This window comes from Ruminococcus sp. D54t1_190329_F1, from assembly GCF_015551645.1.
Lineage (GTDB): Bacteria > Bacillota > Clostridia > Lachnospirales > Lachnospiraceae > Blautia_A > Blautia_A faecis.
In genome coordinates this window covers 42,541-63,900 of record NZ_JADNDC010000020.1, presented here as the reverse complement: position 1 = coordinate 63,900, position 21,360 = coordinate 42,541, and the positions used below count along the sequence as shown (strand labels likewise).

Here is a 21,360-nt window from a genome sequence, read left to right as displayed (position 1 = left end):
TTCAAACCACTTCCTTTCTTGCCTCTAAGCCTTCAATGAAAATCAAACATGTAGACATTGCATATTCTCTATCATTCGGTTTAAGCATCTGCAATTTATCTTCCAATACAGACATCTCTTTATTCTCACGTTTTTCTCTGTTTTCAATTCCAAACAATGTATTAGGATCAACTCCATACTTTGTTACAATCTTCAGCATAAGTTCCAGACTCATACGATGTCTTCCCTGCTCAATTTGCGAATAATGAATATAACTTACATCAAGGCTCTCCGCCATATCGTTCTGTGTATATCCATATTTATTTCTAATACTTCTCAAAGTATTACCAACTGCATAAATATCATATATCATCCTGAATAACCTCACTATCTAACCGATTTCTGATGTATTCCACTGCCTCAGCCTCTGTTGGGCATTTGATGACTGGCTTCCCATAGTCATCAAATACCACTGTTTCAGAAGCAAACACAATGTAGGAATACCTGCCTAAATTCCTAACACTCAATCGCATAATTGTTATACCTCGCACTCATAGTCCCAAGGTCAAATATTGTCACACCCAAACCATTTATGCGTTCCATCATCGCCTTTAAATCTTCCGGATTTCTTGTAATCTCATAAATATCTTCTACAACAAGTATCTTGTAATCTGAAGTCTCAAGAATTTCCATCAGCTGACGCATCTGAGGTCTGTCAACCGATGTAGATGCTCCATCATCTACAACAGTCTGCTCACATTCAATTCCCACTCTTAATGCATATGTCTGATCAAGTTCTTTCTGTCTGTTCACATTATTCATACTCATCATTGACTTTATAAACAAAAGTCCTTTGTAAAGTTCTTTTCCGTTATACTTTTTCATGGCTATTACCTTCCTTAATTGAAATATTAAAGAAAGCATTGTGCACGCCGCTTTCAAATTCTGTGCTGTATCTCAAGCACATGTTCATTGTAGTCTCTTACTGCTTTATTGCCGACCGTGTAAAGGCGACAATTATGTCGTGTAAACACGACAATTACTTTTCTACTGACACGCTTTTCATCGCTTTCATCATTGCAAGACACTGTCTTATCTGCAATTCATCCATATCTGAAAGAACATCCATTGCCTCAGATAACAGTTCTGAATTTTCTTCATTCTTTCCATACATTATGAAATCAACAGATACACCAAGTACGATTGCCAGATTATCTAATGTCTGTGTCTTAAAATCTCCACCATTTTCAATCGCAGATAATGCTTGTCTACCTATACCTACTCTATGAGCTAACTCATCCTGTGATAATCCCATCGCCTTTCTTCTATCAGCAATTCGTATTCCTCTCTCATAATCCTTTTCTCTTGTCTGTGCTTTACTGCTCATAAATCCTCCTTGCCGCCCTTGGAAACGAACAAGTCGGATTACCTTAACAGCACACAAAAAAGACGCACGAGGAAACCAGTATCACAAATACTGTTCGTTTCCCCTGCGTCTCTGGTGCTTCCATCTTTCGATGTGCCCTTATCAGGTGGGCTGTAATTTAATTGTCAATCGTTATATTCTGAAAGTCCCATTCTCAGAATGTTCCTTCATCATTCCCTCGGAATACTTCTTGAGTATCATCACTCGCTTGCATCTGTCACACTTAATTCCAATATTCTGAAGTGCTACAGCGGAATCATCACCGCATACAAAGTATTCCATCATTAACTTGTTGCATTTTTTACATCTAATTTCTATAACATTTCCTTTGTTCAATTCAGTTCGCTCCTTATTCATACAAAATCATCAATCTACAATTCTGTACTCGTAAAGGAAAGGGAAATCACCTTTGCAAGCCTTTTGCCGGGAGTTCCGATGAATGTCTGCACATTCCCCAGCTTTGCTGATCTAAAGCCAACTGATATGAATTGTGCTGTCAGCACACAATCACATCAGGCTCCGGCTCTTTCCATAAACCACATATTGTTATCTTCATAGAAAAGGAATATTTCCTTTCCATCTACCACGCAGGTATAACGCTCTCCAACGCCACCAGCTCTTGTACTGGCTGCTCTGCGCTTGTCTTTTACTCGTGTAATCTCATACTTTCTGCCATCTTCCCATGTTATCTCTTTGGGAATGAGCAGTCCGTCCTTTGAAAACTCTGCAAGTACATCAACATATACCTTATTGCTCAATGTAATCACCTTCCTTACAAGATTGCTATTGCTCTAGAAGCATCCATCTTCCTTGCTATATAGCCTTTTTCCTCTAATATTTTCAGATGTGCATAAACACTTGAAGTCGATGCCACCCCTACCATCTTGCATATCTCCCTGATAGTAGGAGCATAACCATTCACACGCTGATATTGCATAATGCTTTCATACACATTCTGCTGCTTCTCCGTCAATGGTGCTCTGTCTACCAGATCAATTCTTGCTACTTCGCTCATGTTCCGCCTCCCTCTTTATCCAAAGTATCCATGTGGATGTACTGTGTGTTCTTCTTTTGCATTGACTGCCGACAGAATCCTGTCCCGGTACATGAGTCCCCTCTGGATACTGTAAAATCCAAATCTTCTGCGTATCTCATCCACCGCCAAATCCATCTTCATCTGCTTTTCACGCTTCTCCACACTTGAGAACAAATCAATTTGTTCCCAATAATTATCTGTTACTAAGTCTGCACCTCGGACACCAACACTGCGGATTGGCTTGCTCCAGTTATAGTTTTCCTTAAATATCTGATAAGCGTATGCAGCTATCTCTCCGGTGATATTCGTTGCATGGTCAATCTTTTTCTGACGGGTAAAAGAAAATAACTCATTATCCCTGACACTTATCTCAACCACTCTGCACTGGAATCCATTCTCACGAAGTCTTGCTGCAACACTCTCAGCCAGAATATAAAGAACAATCTTTACATCCTCATCGCATACTAAATCCTTTGGTGTCGTTGTGCTGTTTCCCACCGATTTAATTGGAGCGTGGGTATTCTCCAGCTTGACAGGTGAATCATCATAGCCATTAGCAAACGACCATAAGATACTGCCCATCTTTCCAAGGTGACTGTTAAGCACATCTTCATCTGCCCTTGCAAGGTCACCTATGGTTTTGATACCAAATAATGCAAGCTTTCTGTTCGTACTTTTGCCAACGTATAGAAGATCTGCCACCGGAAGCGACCAAGCCTTCTGCTTAAACTCACTCTTATACATAGTAGTGATAGCATCCGGCTTCTTGTAGTCAGAACCCAGCTTTGCAAATATCTTATTGAAAGAAACACCAACACTCACTGTGATGCCAAGCTCTGACTTCATTCTCCTGCTGATTTCCTGTGCGATAAGCAATCCATCGCCTTTAAGGGAACTGCTCCCCGTTACATCAAGCCAGCACTCATCAATCCCATATGGCTCCTGTCTGTCCGTATATTCTGCATATATCTCATGCGCCATCCTTGAGAAGCGAAGATATAAGTCCATTCTTGGAGAAACAAATGTTATGTCCGGACAGATCTGCTTTGCCTGCCAGAGTGCCATTCCTGTTTTCACACCGTACTTCTTGGCAATATAGTCAGCTGTTAAGACAATCCCATGTCTTGCCTCCGGGTCGCCGCCTACTGCCAATGGCTTTCCTGCAAGCTCAGGATGATGCAGATGTTCAATCGAAGCATAACAACAGTTGATATCTGAATGAAGTATTACCCTGTCTCCCATCTGCATCACCTCCTGCATTTAATCTGTCATTACCATAACCTTTAGTCCAAGTATATGGGTAATGTTTCTTACAGTGCATAGTATAACCCCAAGAATAATCGACTGTCAACGGACACATGTGTCCTTTTTCTCATTATATTGGATTTTTAGCTTGAATAATTGGTACTGTTGCTATATACTATGGAGTGAAAAGAGACATTAGAAATCAACAAAATGAAAGAAAAGAGGCGTATGTATGTACTCAATCGGAGAAATCATTTCATTATATAGAAAAAAGAAAGGCTTGCTCCAGCAGGATCTCGCTGATGAACTGGCAAAGGAAGGCATTACCATTTCCTACAAGGCTATATCCAACTGGGAGCGAAATCTTGCCGAACCAAGCGTAACGATATTTTACAAGGTGTGTAGAATCCTTGGTATTACTAATATGTATGAAGCATATTTTGGAGTAAATCCTGCTGATCCTTTTTCATCACTTACTGATGAAGGCAGGGAAAAAGCTATGGATTATATTAATCTTCTCCATGCGTCCGGATTATATGAAAAGCAGACTGCCAAAATTATTCCGTTCCGCTGCATTGATATTTTTGAAAATGCTGTATCAGCCGGAACCGGTAACTTCCTTGTAGACGGACCAAAAGAGACTGTATGTATAGATGAATCTATCTTACCGGAAGATACTACTTTTGGTGTCCGTATCAGTGGCGACAGTATGGAGCCTGAGTTTTCTGATGGTCAGATTGCATGGGTATTACAACAGGAATCTGTTGCTAATGGAGAAATCGGCATCTTCGCTCTAAACGGAGAAGCCTACATCAAGAAATTGCAAAACGATAAAGACGGAATCTTCCTTATCTCGCTTAATGAAAAGTATGCACCTATCCCCGTCGGAGAAGATGATCGTTTAGATATATTTGGTAAGGTTCTCGGAAAATGTAATCCTGCTGATATTGCTAAGAGTTACAAATAAGACCAGTGCCAATTAATGCAAGTCCTTTTTATTGGACACATGTTCTTGCATAATTAACACTAAGAAATCAGAATCTGAAAGAAGGAATTTTTATGGCGGTTGTCAACAATATCAAAGAAATCCGTGAGCAGCGTGGCATCTACCAGGATGAACTTGCTGAAGCTACCGGATACTGTACCAAAACCATCGGTCGAATAGAACGTGGGGAAAGCACCCCATCCGCAGAGTTTATGCTGCGGATTTCAAAATACTTTAATATGATGGTGGAAGATGTCTTCCATGTAGAAGATTGAGCTGGGCACATGATACCCAGCTCTATTACTATCTACTTTCAACATAAATTTTAAAAAGCGACGATTTTCGCAATCGTCGTCAGACTGTTCCTGTTGGGCGGTCTGACTTTTTTAACGATAGTGCAAACATCGTCAGAATTTGTCTGCGGTCAGGTTGTATCATAGCGGCTCCCTCCAGTAAGCCGCCGTATCCGCCAGCGTCAGCACGTCATTCCCTTTGAGGGCAAAAGAAACGGCGCCCTGATCTTTCAAAACCGCCGATAGAGCATCACATTTCTAAAATGAGCGCACGAAATTATCTGCCCCAGTCAACGTTTTTTTTCTTTCCCCGGACGGGGCAGATAACTTATTATGCAGAGCAGAGCGGAGCCGATGTGCGCTAATCGGTTCCTTGTACTTTCTCCTTCAGCTTTCGGAAAGATGTATCACTGATGGCGTGTTCAATCCGGCAGGCGTCTTGTTCCGCTGTTTCCTGATCGACGCCAGCAGCGATAAACTGCTCCATAAAAAACAAATGGCGTTCATAGATTTTCTCGGCAATCTCCCGACCTATGACGGTCAGATGAAGGAACCCATCATCATCCATGGTCAGAAAACCTCCATTTTTCAAAACGCCTACCGCATGGCTGATACTCGGTTTGCTAAAGCCCATGTACCGGGCAAGGTCAATGGAGCGGACCATGCCTTGCTTCTTTTGGAGTATCAGCACAGCCTCCAGATAATCCTCCCCGGACGCATGAATCTTCATCGTAGCCTCCTTTTAGGCGGAAAGCTGCTGTTCTGCGTTCCACATGGCAGCGTACTTTCCATCCTTTGCTAACAATTCTTCGTGTGTACCAGCTTCGGTGATCCGACCATCGGAAACCACCAGAATCTGATCGGCATTTTTTACGATGGATAGGGTATGTGCGATCATCACCACGGTTTTTTTCTCTTTCAGTAGATTCGCAATCGCCTGCTTTACCGCCAATTCATTCTCAATGTCTAGGGAGGCCGTCGCCTCGTCAAGCAGCAGGATCGGGCTGTTTTTCAAAATGGCACGTGCTATGGAAAGGCGCTGGCGTTCGCCGCCGGACAGGAGATTTCCATTTTCCCCAATCGGCGTATCATAACCCCTCTCCATCTTGCGGATAAAGCCGTCACAGTTTGCCTCTCGGCAGGCCACTTCAATTTCTGCGTCCGTAGCATCCGGACGGGCATGGCGGATATTCTCCCGCACTGTATCATCAAACAGGAACACATCCTGGTCCACCATAGAAATCTGGTCTAATACCCGTTCCGCAGCTATATGATTGATCGGTCTGCCTCCTATGGAAATCGTGCCGCCAGATACTTCATAGTATTTTGCAATCAGGTTCAGGATGGTAGACTTGCCGGAGCCGGAATCCCCCACAATGGCGGTCAGCTTCTGATCCGGCACAGTAAAGGAAGCCTGTTTTAACACCGGTTCCCCAGGAACATAAGAAAAGTTCACATGGTCAAATACAATCTCATGGGAGGCTGCCTGTAGCGGCTCCATGCTGCCGGTTTCTTCCGGTTCCTTCATCACAGCCATGATTTTATTTTTCGAGATCATCAGATTCTTATAGCTGGTGAGGTCTACAAAAATGGAATTTGCCAGCTTCGCACAGAACAAAGGCAGCATACAAATCAAAAGATAGGACACGGTATCTAAAGTTCCGGCTGCCCAGGGGCCATAGGCCGTCCAGATCACAACCGGGCAGGACAGCCAGCTCAAAATACCAAATCCCGCACCTATCGGGAGAACCTTGGCTTCATACACAAAGCTGATCCTGCTAAACTCCTGCATGGCATGGATCACGGTTTTGTTTTTCAGACCGCCAACGCCATAGGCCCGGAAAGTCTGGATACCGGATACATACTCCACAATGCTGCTGACATTCTCTGCACAAATATCGTTCTTCTCTTTGCCATACTTCGCTACCTGCCGGAAAGAAAGCCACAATCCGGGGATCAAAAGCAGGTCGGCAATCAGGAGGATCAGCCCGGCTGGAAAGTAGATCGTCATCACAAAAACAATCAACATCAGCGACAGGGCAAAGCTCTTTGCAATGTCCCCGATCTTATGGGTCAGAATTTTTTCATAGTTATTTACATCACTGGTAATGGTGTTGATATAATCGCCTGTCTGCCCTTGTGTAAACCGGGAAAGCGGGATACGCTTGAGATGGTCGCCCATAAACAAGCGGATATTTTTACTGACTTTTGCGCCGCCGATCTGTGCTTTGGTATAGCCATAGCTGTATATCAAAATACGGAGCAGAAAGATAAATGCAATAACACCTGTCAGGACCAGTACACGGTTCATATCAAACTGACCGTCCCATAAAAACCGCATGACGGAATAAAGCAGCATAAACAGGCTACCAGAGAACAGTCCCTCCAGGACAGTCCCTGCAACGCCAATATAAAACTCCCGGTTCTTCTTCCATACGTTATTTGGATTCATTCTGCCCGCCTCCTTCCAGTTGATAAGTAATTCCCCTCGCTGTTTCGTAGTCCTCCCATGCTTTCCGATAATAAGCGTTCTCTTTCCGCACTTCCTCATGGGTACCGACGCTGGTGATCGTATGATTCTCTACCACCGCCACACGGTCGCACATTTTCAAGGCGCTCAGCCTGTGCGCTACCACAATGACCGTCCTGCCTTTGCAGAGGTTCTGAATGGCCTTATCAATTTCCATCTGATTTTCCGGGTCAGAGGCGCTTGTCGCTTCGTCCAGAATCAGGATGGGAGCATTTTTCAAGATCGCCCTTGCAATAGCAATCCGCTGTTTTTCCCCACCGGAGAAACGGGAGCCGAAGCTGCCTACCTTTGTGTCATAACCATCCGGCAGCGACATGATGAAGTCATCAATCTGCGCCTCCCTGGCGGCAGCCCGTACTTCCTCCAGGCTGGCGTCTGAACCCATGCGGATATTTTCCAGTACACTGTCACGGGTAAGGAATGTCTTTTGAAATACAATGGCAATATTCTTCAGGATGGTATCGTAGTTCAGTTCATTCACGTTGATCCCGCCGATCAGCACCTCCCCCTCCTGCACATCATAAAACCGGGAGATCAGTTCAATCACGGTACTCTTGCCCGCGCCGGACTGTCCCACAAGTGCCATGCGTTCCCCATCCCTGATCTTGAGGTTGACGCCTTGCAGGACATCCGTTTTCCCATCGTAGGAAAAACGCACATTCTTAAGCTCAATATCATGGTTTTCCGGGAAGTCCATTCCGCCTTCATAAACAGGAACGTCCAATATTTCTTTTGTTTTGGTAATGGCACCCAGGACATTCGCAAAGTTTGTCCCCAATTCCTGCAAAGGCCGGATCTCCGTCAGATACATGGAGCCGACATAGACGAACAGCAAAAATGCACTGGCCGCCAGGGAGCCTTTCAGAAAGAACATCCCGCCCAGGGGAACCATCAGCAACATCCCACATTCGATCAGAACCACAAAGGTTGCGTAAGGAGGCCCCATTCTCCGGGAGGTTTCATTCCACATGGCATTCTCTTCCTGGATCGCACCGGAAAATTTCTGGAACGATTTGCTCCCCATGTTGTACGCTTTAATCAGTTTCATACCGCTGATATACTCGATCATAACGGAATTGAGCGTTGTAATGGATCGGTTCGCCCGGTCCATCAAATCGTCCGTATTCCGAAACATAACCCCCATTACCACAACGGCCAAAATCAACGGCACCAGGGAAACCAGTGCCAATGGGATATTTACTGTCATCAAATAAATGAAAATTGCTACCGGCCCTACCATATAGCACACAAGGTCTGGAAGGTTATGGGCTAAAAACAACTCCAGCTTTTCAATATCTTCATTCAGAACCGTTTTAATATCCCCGGTCCGCCGCTCATTCAATGTACCAAGGGGGACTTTTGCCAGATGTTCCGCCACCATGCAGCGCACCTTGAACAAAGCACCGTAAGCACCTTTATGGGCCGCCACACCGGAACACCCGAATAAAACAAAGCGCAGGGCCACAGAAACGGAGATCATCATTACCGTCTGTACGACAAGCTCTTTTGTGCAGATATGCTGGAAAGCGGCATCAATCAGGCGATAAATCCCGATATACGGGACAATGATACACAGGCCGCTTGCCATGGCCAGCAGGATTGCCAGCAGCAGCCAGATTTTTTGCTCACCGGCCCATTGAAGCAGCAGTGCAATCCTGTTTTCTTTTTTCTGTTTCATCACTTCACATCTCCTTTCTCTCTGAAACAGAGAACAGTTCCCGGAGCTTTTGAAGGGAATCCATCACAACAGGGATGTCATCCGGCATTTCCCCTTCATCAAAATGCAGGACACGGGAGCAGGTACGGCAGACAAATTCAAAATCGTGGGTGACAATAAAAATGATTTTCCCCTGTTCGGATAACCGTTTTATCAGACCTGCTACCTGCGCCATGCTGTCAAAGTCCAGGCCGCTGGTGGGTTCATCGAACACCAGCAAATCTTTTCCACAGATCATGCTGACTGCCACAGCCACACGTTGCTTCTGTCCACCGGAAAGCGTGTTGGGATGGCGTTCCCGGTAGGCTGTAAGCCCCAATTCCTTCATGGTTTCCTCTACTAAATCTTGATCCGGGTTTCGGATTCCGAAGGAACATTCTGCCCCCACACTCTCCGCAAACAATTCATAGTTCACATCCTGCATAACCATATAAGAGCGTTTCAACCTCGCCTTGTGTTCCATCGGCTGGTCGTCCCAAAGGAACGCGCCTTCACAGTCTTTATGAAGCCCACACAGGGCGCGGGAAAACGTGGTCTTTCCGGCTCCATTATGACCGACCACCCCAATGACTTCCCCCTTTGCCGCAGAAAGAGCAATCTGGTGTAGAATCGTCCGTTTTTTATAGCGCAGAGTAACATCATGGAGTGCTAATGTGGGAGAGGAAACAGGCGGATGACTGGCCGGAGGGAGCACCCTTGCCAGATCAACCGCCCGCAGCCCCATGTGTTCCCGTTCGGTTTCGGGCAGCCGGAGAAATTCCTCCGGCGTGAAAATCCTTGCTATTTCTCCATCTTCCAGATAAACAATGCGATCTGCCAGCTCCATCAGATAATAGAGTCTGTGCTCCGCAATCAAAATGGTTTTCCCCTGGCTTTTTATCAGCCGCAGATGTTCTTTCAATTCCTGGATAGAAGCCATGTCCAGATTCGAGGATGGTTCGTCCAGCAGATAGATTTCCGGGTTCATGGCATAGACAGACGCAAACGCGATTTTCTGTTTCTCCCCACCGGACAATTCAAAAATATTGCGGTTCCGTAGCTTTTCAATATGCAAATCTTTTGTTGTCTGTTCTACCCGTTCCTCCAGTTCCTTTACCGGCCTGGCTTCATTTTCAATTCCAAACGCAATCTCACTGTCCGTATCCACATTGAAAAACTGCGTCCGGGGATTCTGAAAGACGGAGCCCACCTTTGCGGCGATCTGATACATGGGCAGGTTGCTGATTTCCTGTCCGTCCACCAGCACACGCCCTTGAAGTTCTCCCTGGTAAAATTGTGGAATCAGGCCGTTTACCAGCCTTGTGACCGTTGTTTTTCCACACCCGCTACGGCCACAGAACAAGACACATTCCCCGTCTGCAATTTTCAGGCTGATTCCATGCAGACCGCCATGCTCCTGTCCCTCATAAGAAAATGATACATTTTCAAATTCAATCACCCGGTCACACCTCCCCGCATACATAATTCAAAAATAAAGAAAGCAACAGCAATCAACATCGCCATCCAATCTGCAATCCCGCATTTTATCTGGACAAGGCAGGTCCGGGGATTGGGATTCTCAATCCCGCGAGTAACAGAGGCAATGGAAAGCTCGTCCGCTGCTTTGGAGGCCATCATCATCAGCGGCACATAAATACACTCTACCGTCATCCCCGGATGGGAAAGGAATCCGCCCAGGGAGGGCGATACATCCCGCATCCGCATGGCGTCCTTAACAAAATGCCAGTCCTCCTGGATAGTTGGAATATAGCGCAGCATGACCGCAAATGTAATGACAAATTTTTTCGGGGCATGGATGCGGTTCATGGCAGATAAAAACTCGCTGACTTTCGTTGTGGACAGGACAATCCCTGCCAGCATCCCACAAGCATAAACTTTATGGTACAGTCCAAGGAACGCAACAAACATGGTCCGTAGCGTCCCCGTCATGGCCGCCATGATCCAGACCGTCAGTACACAGACCACGGCATAAAAGCAAACCCCTTTTATGGAATATTTCCACTTTCCGCAAAGCACTCCCAATACAGCAATCAGCAGGACAAGTGCAAACTGATACGAAAGGGAAGGTGCGAACATGGAACACAGTACGCACATTAAAATAAGAAAGAGCTTGGCCCGCGGGTCAAGCCAAAGCCCTTTCTGGACGGTGTTACCCATCATGCTGTAATACCTGCTTTTTCAAACTGCTTCTTCAGCATTTTGCAGCCCACAAATGCACTGATAGAAGCTGTTACAAGGAGAGCGGCAAACATGGCAATAAAGATTCCCGCGTTTGCGGTCGCCTGCATGGTGTCGATATAGCTTTGCTCGGTTCCATTTCCCAACATGGTCTGTGCCCAGCCCTGGGGATCAGCGAAGAAAACAAGGTACGACCCTGTTCCGCCCAGGGAGAAAAGGATATAGGACAGGCTGTTGATTTTCTTGCTCTTGTACTGCTTTGTACCGGCGACAAAATCCGCTACGACGGCCATAATGAGATAGCCCAGCGCAAACGCCCAGTGCATACCGGTGACAAACCAGATGATGGCCATTATAACGCCCATGATCGTGATACTCCAGCGCTTATGTACTTTTGCGATCATCAGCAGATAAACCGGCCCGGCAAGCAGAGCACTCCCGGCGGGCATGAAAAAGGTCAGCATCGGGTTGGTAGCAAAAAAGACGCCACCCACCATGATGAATACGAACAAAAGTGCGGTGAAAATCCCTGTTGTTACTAAGTCCTTGACGGACAATCCTGCCTTTGCATTTACTTGATTACTCATATTTTTTCCTCCTGCTTCAAGAACGGTTGACCTACCGCCTGAAATCTGTTATATTATGATTAGTTGCTGCTAACCACGGTCTATATGATACTAACTTTCCGGGCGGTCTGCAATACGTTCCGGGCATCTTCGTCCTTTCATTGCAAAGCTCCGTCCAATCGTTTCAAAGGAGGCCGTCATTTGAACAATAGCATTATTGCGGATTACTATGAGCCGCTTTTAACAGATAACCATTTTATCCCGGTAGATAGCAATAACCGCTTCAATTCTGCCGGACAATGCTGGCGGTTATCGCCTGAATTTGGGGAAGGCCTTTACTGGGTCTATGCGAAAAAAGACCTGTACGACATTAAAATCCACGATTTCTATTTTCACGAAGATTTCTTCATGGAATTTAACCTGCCAGAAGCCTTAAGCATTACCCAGTATGAATCTATCTCCGGGGAGGAATTAAATCCCTATCGGCGGATGTCTGCCGGATGTATTAAAGCCTTTATCGGCGGTTATAAGCCATACAAGGCGCTGATCCACAAAAAAATCCCCATCCGTTCCATCGGTATCGAAGTCATGCCGGCATACTATGAGGATTATCTCCAAAAGCAATATCCAGGGGATTATATCAGCCCGCTTGCAGCTTTCCGGCAGATCGATCAGACAACAGATTTCCCAGCTATGGCTAAATTGCTCCATGAAGTAAAGGTCTACCGTGGGGATGGGATTGCCGCAGGATTATTCTATGAAGCGAAAGTAGCCGAGGCCGTATCTCTTGTCGTGGAAGAACAGAAAAAAATTCTGTCCCGTAAAGAGAAACGTTTGTCCGAGCAGGATGTGGCGCAACTGAAAAATGTGATTGCTTATCTCAATGACCACTATGCTTTTGATATTCCATTAGAACGTCTTGCAAAAATCGCCTGTATGGGAACCACTAAGCTGAAAACATCTTTTAAGCAGCTGCAAGGCTGCACGATCACAGAGTACATTCAACAGCGCCGCATGAGCCAGGCAGAGCATTTGCTGATCGATACGGATTTCACAATGGGACAGATTGCGGAAATGATCGGTTACTCTACTTCTAGCCGGTTTGCGGAATTATTTCGCAAGAGTACAGGCCTCCTGCCGATTGAATATCGGAAAATGGCTCAGCAAAAATAAATTCACAATGTAATGCCACGACAGATCACTCTACAACGGAGTTTCAGTCGTGGCATTTTTCTGCTTTTCTTTACGGATATAGCCATTTTCCCCTTTCCAAATTGTAGTATTAGTAGAGAGAAAAATAGAAGGTAAGGCTTGATAACAAGCACAGCAAGCGAGTACCCGCTTGCGATTTTTCGTATTTTCAGATCTCTTGACCGAAAATGAAAAATGTTTGTTGAGATAATCTCAAACTCTTATGAAGAATGGAGGCAGCGCATGGCGAACCGGAAACGGAATATCCAGATGAATTTTTATGTCACAGAGAATAAAAAACGGCTCATAGATGAGCGGATAAAACTGCTAGCCTCCCTATTCGATTGTCAATGTACTTGATGAAGGAGGAAAACTTGTCCTTCTTATTAACACTGACAAAAAAAGCAAAAAACAGGCGCATCAAATGAAACTTTATCAAAAATATTTTCCGAGCTGCTTTAAGCCACGGCGGATACTGTCTCGAACACGGCTTGAATCTACACCTTCTACTTCGGCAATTTCATTTACCGTCATTCCCAGATAGTATCGGGCATAAATTCGCTTTGCCTGTTTCTCCGGCAGCTTCATCACAGCGGCATAGACCTGCTCCTGAAACTGTTTTTCCTCCAGAAGCATCTCCGGTGTCTGCGGCTTCAACAGCACTGCATTTTCAATGCCATTCTCGCAATCCAGAGAATACTGTGCTTTATAACGATACATCTTTCGCTCATACGCAGCCTCCGCACGTTCAGCTGCTCGAATAGTCTCCATTACTTCCTCTGTCACATCTACAAAAAAGTCTGTTGTATAAACATCAGGATAAAGCTCCCGAAGGTTAATTTTCTTCATTATGTACCTCCATTTCGATTCACGGGTGATTGACGGGTGAATCGAATGGAGGTGGGGAACGGCAGCGACGTACTTCGGGAACTTTCCCGAAAAATCGACAGCAAAAAGCGCCAGCTCCACACAATGGGAAACTGGCGCAACAAGAACAGTCATTATTATGCTGAATCACATGGAACGATAATGCCGATGCAATGCTATACTTGCCCGGAGGAGGGGCAATGCTTTTTTTAATTGATGTAGATCATGGGAGCTTTGAAAAAGCAAAAGAGACACGGCAAATAACCTCCAAGCGGCTACCGTGTCCCTGCAAGTCGTCATTAGTTTGTGTAAACGCAAAGAAACGGCGGCTCTGAAATTGTCCTTCAAAACCGCCGATTGAGTTCAAACCTTAAAATAGCGCACGAAATTATCTGCCCCAGTCAACGGTTTTTTTCTTTCCCCGGACGGGGCAGATAACTTATTATGCAGAGCGGAGCCGGTGTGCGCTAATCGGTTCCCCGCATTTTTTCCTTTAACTTCTGAAAGGATGTATCACTGATTACATGTTCTATCCGGCAAGCGTCCTGCTCCGCCGTTTCTCTGTCTACGCCAGCAGCCACAAGCTGCTCCGTAAAGAATTGATGGCGTTCATAGATTTTCTCTGCCACCTCCCGGCCTATATCGGTCAGGTGGAGAAATCCATCCTCGTCCATTGTCAGAAAGCCGCCATCCCGCAGAACGCCCACCGCATGACTGATACTCGGCTTTGAAAAGCCCATGTGCCGAGCAAGATCAATGGAGCGGACCATGCCCTGCTTCTTTTGAAGAATCAGCACAGCCTCCAGATAATCCTCCCCGGACGCATGAATCTTCATCGGTTCCTCCTTTATGCAAGGCTCCAGCCGGAAGCCTTTTTACGGATATTTACAAAATCCTGATAAATCCCGGCTTTTGCCATAAGCTCGTCATGGGTTCCCTGTTCGCTGATCCGTCCATCAGAGATCACCAAAATCTGATCTGCCTGACGGATGGTATTCAGGCGGTGTGCAATCACAAGTAATGTTTTACCCTTTACCAGCTCATTGATTGCCTCCTGGATATAGCTTTCATTATCGGTATCAACACTTGCAGTCGCTTCATCCAGAATGACAATCGGTGCGTCCTTCAAAATGCATCGGGCGATAGAGATTCTTTGCTTTTCGCCGCCGGACAGAGTAGCGCCGCCTTCACCTATGACTGTCTGGAATCCATCTGGCAGCGCCATGATAAAATCATAGCAGCGGGCTTTTTTTGCAGCCTCATAGACTTCTTCCTCGGTAGCGTCCGGTTTACCCATGCTGATATTGTTGTAAATGGTATCCTGGAACAAGTACACCCTTTGGAAAACCATGCTGATCTGTTCCATCAGTTCGGCGAGAGGTATATCCCGAATATCTGTACCGCGGATTGTCACTTTGCCGGATTTCACATCCCACAGCCGCGCCAGAAGGTTCGCAATCGTGGATTTGCCACCGCCAGACGGTCCCACAAGTGCGGTCATGGTATTCTTCTGCATAGAGAAGCTGATGTTGTGCAGGACTTCCTTGTCCTGATAGGCGAAGCCCACATCGCTAAATTGTACTTCTGGCTGATCTGGCTGTGCCTGTGACAGAATATGTTGATTTCCGTTATCGGGAAGTTCGGGCTCGTCCAAAACAGCTTCAATGCGGTCTAATGCGGCATTCATCACGGTCAGTCGGGTTGCTTCTCCATAAAGAGCTTTCAGAGGTCCAAAGAGATCAAAGACAAACAGCAGCACGCCCAAAAGATAAGCCAGGGAGAGTACGCCTTCCTGATGTAAAAAAACGGATAAACCGAAGATAGCGGCAATACCCACGCCATAGAGAATGTTTAAGCCAGTGGTCCACGGTGTCATTTTCTGCTCAAACTTCGTATTGACATCCCTTGATTTTTTGAAGTTTTCCGTTAATTCGTCAGATTTTTCTCCGAGCAGATTGTAACTTTTGATAACCCCAATTCCTTCAGCAAAAGACAAGACCGCATCCGTCAAATTCTCGCTTTGGTTTTGACGCCCGACAGCCTCCTTGAAGGAAACCTTATTCATATATTTTGCAACCAGTGATGCCAGCAAGGTAATGATTACCGCAATCAGCCCAAGTCTCCAATCCAGTACGAACATAAAAACAGCTAAAACCAAAGTAGACAGCATATAGCTCATCATGTTGCCAATGGTACTCATAGAAACTTCCTCAATGAATACCATATCCGTACTGAGAACAGAGCTGATTTTGCCAATATTCCCCGATGTAAAGTAACCCATCGGCATTTTTCTTAAATGATTTCCCAACTCCATCCGTTTATCAGCAAAGATCATAAATCCAGCGGCACTTTGCAGACGGTCGCTCAAATAGTGAACCACTGTCTGAACCACTACAACAGCTAATAATCCAAGTCCGACAAACAGACAGGTCTTTCCAGTCAGCGTATTATCAGCAAACCCGGCCAAGACGATAAACGCCATGAAGATCGGCATTTTGGAGAGAATGGACTCGACAAATGCACATAGAAATGCAGCCTGAATACGGCTTTTATACCTCCCGGAGAGGTTCAGGATTCTTGAAATCAATGCAAACATTTATCTTCCCTCCTTTGCAGTAGATACTTTCCACTCGGTGCTGTCCTGAGCCGCTTTCCACAACTTTTGGTATTCTGGGCAAGCTTGAATCAACTCCTGATGTTTTCCGGTTGCCACCATCTTTCCGTGATCCATAACGCATATTTGATCTGCGTTCATTATAGCGGGAAGTTTGTGAGCGATAACTACCAAGGTTTTTCCCTCCACCAGCTCCGCAATAGCAGCCTCCATTTTTTCCTCATTTTCTGGATCAGCATAGGCCGTGGCCTCGTCAAGCACTACAATCGGGGCATCCTTCAATATTGCCCGCGCCAGGGAAATCCGCTGGCGCTGCCCCCCGGAAAGCATTTTCCCCGCATCGCCCGCCATGGAGTGAATACCTTGCGGCAGCTTTTCCAGAAACTCCATACACTGGGCTTTCTTCGCCGCCTGCATTACTTCCTCATCGGTAGCATCCAAACGTCCAAGACGGATATTTTCCAGCAGGGAGGTGTTAAACAGGTACTGATCCTGAGCCACATAGGAAATGCGGCTGTTCAATGTCTCCAGGCTCATATCACAAAGTTTCTGCCCGCCAATGGAAATGCTCCCTTTCTGCGGGTCATAGTAGTGGATCAACAGTTTTGCAAGGGTGCTCTTGCCAGAACCGGATTCACCAACTAGGGCAGTTTTTTGTCCTGCTTGTGCCACAAAGGTAATATCGTGGAGGACTTCGTTTTCCGCTATTATCGGTTTCCCATCTGGGCCAGGCTGTGTCGTCTGATACGCAAAGGAAACATGATCGTAAGAAATGTTAAAATCCTGTCCGTGGAAATCATCCTCAGCAGCTTGCAGCGGTGCCGTATTTAACATCTGTTCAAGTGCCGTGATCTTATAATTCAGATTCGGAATCGTCTCCATAAAGCCCAGTGCTTTCAGGAGAGGAATCCCAATGCTGAGGGAAAGGCAGAGGACTAAAATCAAATCAGGTAAAGTGCTTATGCCACAGAGAACAAACCATGCCCCAAGAGGCAAAGTCAGAATAACAGTGCAGGGCAGTAGACTTCCGTATATCGCCATCCAGGGCCAGGCGGCCTTATACCATGCCAAGGTATAATCCCGATAGTCCGTTACATCCTTGCGGAAGTTCTCGTAAGATTCACTCTCCCGGTTGAAAACCTTGACAACCTCCATACCATTGATGTACTCAATGATCGTGTTGTTCATTTTCTGTGCAGACTGATAGTAGGGACCCATGCGCTTCATTCCAACAGAGTACATAATGACCATGGAGAGCAGGCTGATCGGGATAGAGGCCAAAGACATAAGAGCCAGTTTCCAGTCCGCACAAAACATAGCAACATAAATCATCAGCGGGATCAGTAAATTTGCGATACCCTCCGGGACTGAATGAGCAAGGAGCAATTCCAAGCTGTCCACATCATCGACAAACAGCTTTTTGATTGTCCCTGTCCCTTTTTCCTCCACAATGCCAAGGGGAAGTTTCTCAAACTTCTTTTGCAGAGATACCCGCAGCCGGAACAATGTGTTATATGCTGCTTTATGAGAAATTGATAATCCCCATCCATAAAAAAACGCCTGCAAAACAAGACAGATCAAAACCCCTATAACACGGAATAAAACAAATTCTGTTTCAACAGAATCGCCAATAACCAATGGCGAAATGACCTGATAGGCCAGCACAAAAGGCAGGATGCCCATAAGAACGCTGACCAGTACGACAACCGTGGCCACATACATATTTTTCTTATATGGCCCTGCGTACTCAAAGATTTTTTTGAACATAAGCCCTCCTTATATTGAGCCGTACTGTCTGTGCTTCAAAAACAAGAGGCCGCCAAAGTAAAGCGGCCTCTTATCATTATCTTTCTGTCCAGTCAAGGCGGCCCTGACATTCATAATTTCTAAAATTCACTGGCGGATTCGGAAAAAATCCAAAACCTTTTTACTGCCGGATTCGTCCAATGGATAGCTTTCTTTTACTTGCCCTTTTTCCATATGGACTACATACGAACATCCCGCCATCACCAACTCCGGATCATGCGTAATAACAAGAAGCGTTTTGCCCTGATCCGCGAGTGACTTCAAACTCCGCGCAACTTCCCGCATATGTTTGAGATCAAGCCCGCTTGTTGGTTCGTCAAACACAATGATCTCCCGGTTACTCACAATGGCAGACGCAATCGCTACCCGCTGTTTTTGCCCGCCAGAAAGAGAAAGCGGGTGCCTGTCTTTATATTCCAGCAGATCAAACTGTTTAAGGACTTTATCCACAACAGTTTCATCCTTGTTGTCCATGCTCAGAAGCACTTCATCCGCCACGCTTTCGGTAAATAGCTGATGGCTGGTATCCTGCATTACCATGTAGCAATGTTTGAGCCGGGCTTTCCAATCAAGGGTTTTCCCGGCAACCTGCAAAAAGCCACACTTCTTTTCCAGTCCGCAAATACAGCGGGCCAGAGTAGATTTTCCAGCGCCATTCAGACCGATAATGGCAATCGTTTCTCCAACAGGCAGTTCTGCACTCGGAATATGGAGACTTTCCGGTTCCCGCTTTTTATACGCAAAGCAAAAATTTTGAAATTCCATATGTTTAGCTGTATGCGCCTGATACTGATTCGCAGGCTTCAACTTCGAGAGAGAAAACGGCCGCAGCCCCATTTCTTTTCGAGTGCCATCCGATAAGCTGTCAAATTCAGCAGGCGTGTATTCCCGTTCAATCTCCCCATCTTTTACATACAGCACACGATCTGCAAGATCGTGAAGGTAGTAGAGGCGGTGTTCTGCAATCAGAATTGTTTTGCCCTGCTTTTTCCAGAGGCTCAGGACCTGCCGCAGGTCATCAATAGCAGCCATATCCAAATTAGAAGATGGTTCGTCCAGGACCATAATTCCCGGCAGCAATACACTTGATGAAGCACAGGCTATTTTTTGCTTTTCGCCTCCGGACAGAGCAAACACGCTTCGCCCCATCAAATCTTCAATATGATAATCGGAAACTGTCCGGTCAATCCTTTTCAGGATATCCTCCTGAGGATAGCCTAAATTTTCACAAGCAAAGGCTAATTCACTATCCGTATCCACGTTGAAAAACTGACTTTTGGGATTCTGGAATACAGATCCCACCATAGCAGCCAATTCATAAAGCGGCGTATCTGATACGCTTTTTCCGTCCAGAAGGACATCGCCCTCTAAATTGCCCTCGTAATAATGAGGCACCAGCCCGTTTACCAAACGGGTAATCGTTGTTTTCCCACAGCCGGATTCTCCCGTGAGTAAAACAAATTCCCCTGTGTTTATGGTGAGATTGACATTTCTAATCCCTCCGCCGCTGGATTCTTCACCATAAGAAAAAGAAACATTTTGAAAATCTATCATGGCAAAATCCCTCCTGCGGAAATTATCGGGGAAGCAATCGCCCAAAACACTACAAAGCAACAAAACAAGATCAGAACCACATCGGCAAAATTGAATTTAAGCTGGCAAATGTTTGTGCGTTTGACAGGAGCGCCGAGGCCACGGGTAATTGCCGCAGCGGAAAGTTCCTCACCGATTTTCACGGAGCAGGTAATCATCGGGATCAGCTTATACTCCAATATTTTTGAAGATTTTTTCCCTCCAAGTTTAATCCCACGCATTTTCATAGCGTCACTGATTGCTTCTGACTCCTGAAAGACAGTTGGAAAGAAGCGGAACATGACCGTTAAGGGGATCGTCACTTCTTTAGGCATATGGATTCTTTCCATGCCGGAAATCAATTCACTGACCGTTGTTGTTTTCACTGCATAGGCAGCAATCGCAACACTGGGAAGGATTCGGCAGAAGAATCCGGTTGTAAACAGAACGAGGAAATTCAATATCCCCGTAAGGTGCGGCAAAACATAAATTTGAACAGCATAAAAAGCAGAAAACACAGCAATATAGCCCACAGCTTTTACACATTGCTTCGAGGTAAGCAGCAATATAGCCGGAACCGTACAAAGAGCAAGGCGGATCAGCCCCATAGCTTCTCCGCCTGTTCCGCCCATGACAAAAATGCTTATGATGAAGATGAGCAACAGTTTTGTACGCGGATCGAGCCGTAACCCTTGTTCTGTTTTTTTGCTGAGCAGAATTTCCCGCGCCATTATGCAATACCGGCACGCTGGAAGTGCTTTTTGCAAATGGCTTTCCCAATCATACCTCCGACAAGGCCAAACGCAAAGCAGGCAACCAGCAGAATAGGCGCAATCCACATAGGCATATATGTATTAAGGGTAGCTGCATATTCAGCGCCGTATCCTTCAGTCAACATTACCATATAGCTTTCACGGTTCAGGAAAATGGGAGCAAAGTTGCCAAACACCCAGATGCTGAACACACCGCAGGAAAGAACTGTACTCTTTGCACTTTTGTAGTCCGCCTTTTTCAGGATCACGTCGGCCAACAGGCCGCCAACGAGACCAGTTACCATGGTAAGATAGCCGTTGCCGAAGAACACCATGATTAGGCCAATCAGGAAACCCATGATTGCAGTCATCCCGAATTTTTTAGCCTTTGTAACATACAGCATATAGGGGATGCCGCCAATCAAAGGGCACAGCACCGCCATCAGCGGAATAAAAATGGGGATGAAGCCAAGCATCGCCACCAGCATAACAATCACGACATAGATGACGGTGTAGATGCCGATAGTAATTAAATCTTTTCCCTCAAGCCGGGAACTTTTTTTCTGGGAACTCATACCAGTATCCTCCTTATCTCTGAGAAAA

The 21,360-nt window shown here is 45.8% G+C and carries 23 protein-coding genes; 3 read left to right on the top strand and 20 right to left on the bottom strand.

What is annotated here, in order from left to right; genetic code table 11:
• Position 1: 1 nt before the first annotated feature.
• The 7 genes from I2D69_RS10895 to dinB all read right to left on the bottom strand — a co-directional run bounded on the left by I2D69_RS10895 (position 2) and on the right by dinB (position 3,683).
• Positions 2-352, bottom strand: coding sequence for a helix-turn-helix transcriptional regulator (locus I2D69_RS10895; protein WP_022341330.1), 351 nt, complete (start codon positions 350-352; stop codon positions 2-4).
• 143 nt (positions 353-495) lie between these two features.
• Entirely contained in the window at positions 496-864 is a 369-nt protein-coding gene (locus I2D69_RS10890; protein ID WP_195379899.1) for a recombinase family protein, read from the bottom strand.
• A gap of 154 nt (positions 865-1,018) precedes the next feature.
• Entirely contained in the window at positions 1,019-1,366 is a 348-nt protein-coding gene (locus I2D69_RS10885; RefSeq protein ID WP_055195535.1) for a helix-turn-helix transcriptional regulator, read from the bottom strand.
• A gap of 171 nt (positions 1,367-1,537) precedes the next feature.
• The gene (locus I2D69_RS10880; protein ID WP_022172035.1) at positions 1,538-1,741 is read right to left on the bottom strand and encodes a hypothetical protein; all 204 of its coding nucleotides are present in this window, start codon (positions 1,739-1,741) and stop codon (positions 1,538-1,540) included.
• 176 nt (positions 1,742-1,917) lie between these two features.
• Complete coding sequence (locus I2D69_RS10875) at positions 1,918-2,172, bottom strand: hypothetical protein (RefSeq protein ID WP_004611568.1); 255 nt, start codon at positions 2,170-2,172, stop codon at positions 1,918-1,920.
• A gap of 5 nt (positions 2,173-2,177) precedes the next feature.
• Positions 2,178-2,420, bottom strand: coding sequence for a LexA repressor (locus I2D69_RS10870; RefSeq protein WP_195379898.1), 243 nt, complete (start codon positions 2,418-2,420; stop codon positions 2,178-2,180).
• 15 nt (positions 2,421-2,435) lie between these two features.
• Positions 2,436-3,683, bottom strand: coding sequence for a DNA polymerase IV (dinB, locus tag I2D69_RS10865; protein ID WP_195379897.1), 1,248 nt, complete (start codon positions 3,681-3,683; stop codon positions 2,436-2,438).
• 235 nt (positions 3,684-3,918) lie between these two features.
• Between dinB and I2D69_RS10860 the strand changes: the two genes are divergently transcribed.
• Both I2D69_RS10860 and I2D69_RS10855 read left to right on the top strand, forming a co-directional pair.
• A complete protein-coding gene (locus tag I2D69_RS10860; RefSeq protein ID WP_055195542.1) occupies positions 3,919-4,653 on the top strand; it encodes an XRE family transcriptional regulator in 735 nt (244 codons plus the stop codon).
• Positions 4,654-4,745: 92 nt separating this feature from the next.
• Positions 4,746-4,946 carry a helix-turn-helix transcriptional regulator gene (locus I2D69_RS10855; protein WP_008395289.1) on the top strand — a complete coding sequence of 67 codons (201 nt, stop codon included), beginning with the start codon at positions 4,746-4,748 and terminating at the stop codon, positions 4,944-4,946.
• Positions 4,947-5,325: 379 nt separating this feature from the next.
• Here I2D69_RS10855 and I2D69_RS10850 read toward each other — a convergent pair whose 3' ends face one another.
• The 6 genes from I2D69_RS10850 to I2D69_RS10825 are packed head-to-tail and all read right to left on the bottom strand — an operon-like array spanning position 5,326 to position 11,976.
• On the bottom strand, positions 5,326-5,694 hold the full coding sequence (locus tag I2D69_RS10850; RefSeq protein ID WP_138304161.1) for a metal-dependent transcriptional regulator: 369 nt from the start codon (positions 5,692-5,694) through the stop codon (positions 5,326-5,328).
• A 12-nt stretch (positions 5,695-5,706) separates the two neighbouring features.
• Positions 5,707-7,416: an ABC transporter ATP-binding protein gene (locus I2D69_RS10845; RefSeq protein WP_117908549.1), complete on the bottom strand. Its 1,710-nt coding sequence runs from the start codon at positions 7,414-7,416 to the stop codon at positions 5,707-5,709.
• Positions 7,403-9,172 (bottom strand): ABC transporter ATP-binding protein, encoded by a 1,770-nt coding sequence (locus I2D69_RS10840; protein WP_138304163.1) that lies wholly within the window; start codon positions 9,170-9,172, stop codon positions 7,403-7,405. The genes I2D69_RS10845 and I2D69_RS10840 overlap by 14 nt, the downstream gene beginning before the upstream one ends.
• A 4-nt stretch (positions 9,173-9,176) precedes the next feature.
• Positions 9,177-10,649, bottom strand: a complete 1,473-nt coding sequence (locus I2D69_RS10835; protein ID WP_118711467.1) for an energy-coupling factor ABC transporter ATP-binding protein — start codon at positions 10,647-10,649, stop codon at positions 9,177-9,179.
• Positions 10,646-11,371: an energy-coupling factor transporter transmembrane component T gene (locus tag I2D69_RS10830; RefSeq protein WP_117485010.1), complete on the bottom strand. Its 726-nt coding sequence runs from the start codon at positions 11,369-11,371 to the stop codon at positions 10,646-10,648. Before I2D69_RS10830 ends, I2D69_RS10835 begins: the two co-directional genes overlap by 4 nt.
• Positions 11,368-11,976, bottom strand: coding sequence for an MptD family putative ECF transporter S component (locus I2D69_RS10825; RefSeq protein WP_008395298.1), 609 nt, complete (start codon positions 11,974-11,976; stop codon positions 11,368-11,370). The genes I2D69_RS10830 and I2D69_RS10825 overlap by 4 nt, the downstream gene beginning before the upstream one ends.
• A gap of 180 nt (positions 11,977-12,156) precedes the next feature.
• On the opposite strand from I2D69_RS10825, the gene I2D69_RS10820 reads away from it, so the two are divergent.
• Complete coding sequence (locus tag I2D69_RS10820; protein WP_008395299.1) at positions 12,157-13,128, top strand: AraC family transcriptional regulator; 972 nt, start codon at positions 12,157-12,159, stop codon at positions 13,126-13,128.
• Between the two features lie 453 nt (positions 13,129-13,581).
• Here I2D69_RS10820 and I2D69_RS10815 read toward each other — a convergent pair whose 3' ends face one another.
• From I2D69_RS10815 to I2D69_RS10785, 7 genes are all read right to left on the bottom strand, one after another.
• Entirely contained in the window at positions 13,582-13,995 is a 414-nt protein-coding gene (locus I2D69_RS10815) for a sigma-70 family RNA polymerase sigma factor (RefSeq protein WP_044930365.1), read from the bottom strand.
• Between the two features lie 485 nt (positions 13,996-14,480).
• Entirely contained in the window at positions 14,481-14,849 is a 369-nt protein-coding gene (locus I2D69_RS10810; protein WP_008395306.1) for a metal-dependent transcriptional regulator, read from the bottom strand.
• 11 nt (positions 14,850-14,860) lie between these two features.
• The gene (locus tag I2D69_RS10805; RefSeq protein ID WP_055941747.1) at positions 14,861-16,609 is read right to left on the bottom strand and encodes an ABC transporter ATP-binding protein; all 1,749 of its coding nucleotides are present in this window, start codon (positions 16,607-16,609) and stop codon (positions 14,861-14,863) included.
• Entirely contained in the window at positions 16,610-18,394 is a 1,785-nt protein-coding gene (locus tag I2D69_RS10800) for an ABC transporter ATP-binding protein (protein WP_138304167.1), read from the bottom strand. It lies immediately after the preceding gene.
• Between the two features lie 126 nt (positions 18,395-18,520).
• A complete protein-coding gene (locus I2D69_RS10795) occupies positions 18,521-19,987 on the bottom strand; it encodes an energy-coupling factor ABC transporter ATP-binding protein (RefSeq protein WP_195379896.1) in 1,467 nt (488 codons plus the stop codon).
• Positions 19,984-20,736, bottom strand: coding sequence for an energy-coupling factor transporter transmembrane component T (locus tag I2D69_RS10790; protein WP_008395312.1), 753 nt, complete (start codon positions 20,734-20,736; stop codon positions 19,984-19,986). Before I2D69_RS10790 ends, I2D69_RS10795 begins: the two co-directional genes overlap by 4 nt.
• Positions 20,736-21,332 (bottom strand): MptD family putative ECF transporter S component, encoded by a 597-nt coding sequence (locus I2D69_RS10785; RefSeq protein WP_138304171.1) that lies wholly within the window; start codon positions 21,330-21,332, stop codon positions 20,736-20,738. Before I2D69_RS10785 ends, I2D69_RS10790 begins: the two co-directional genes overlap by 1 nt.
• Between the last annotated feature and the right edge of the window lie 28 nt (positions 21,333-21,360).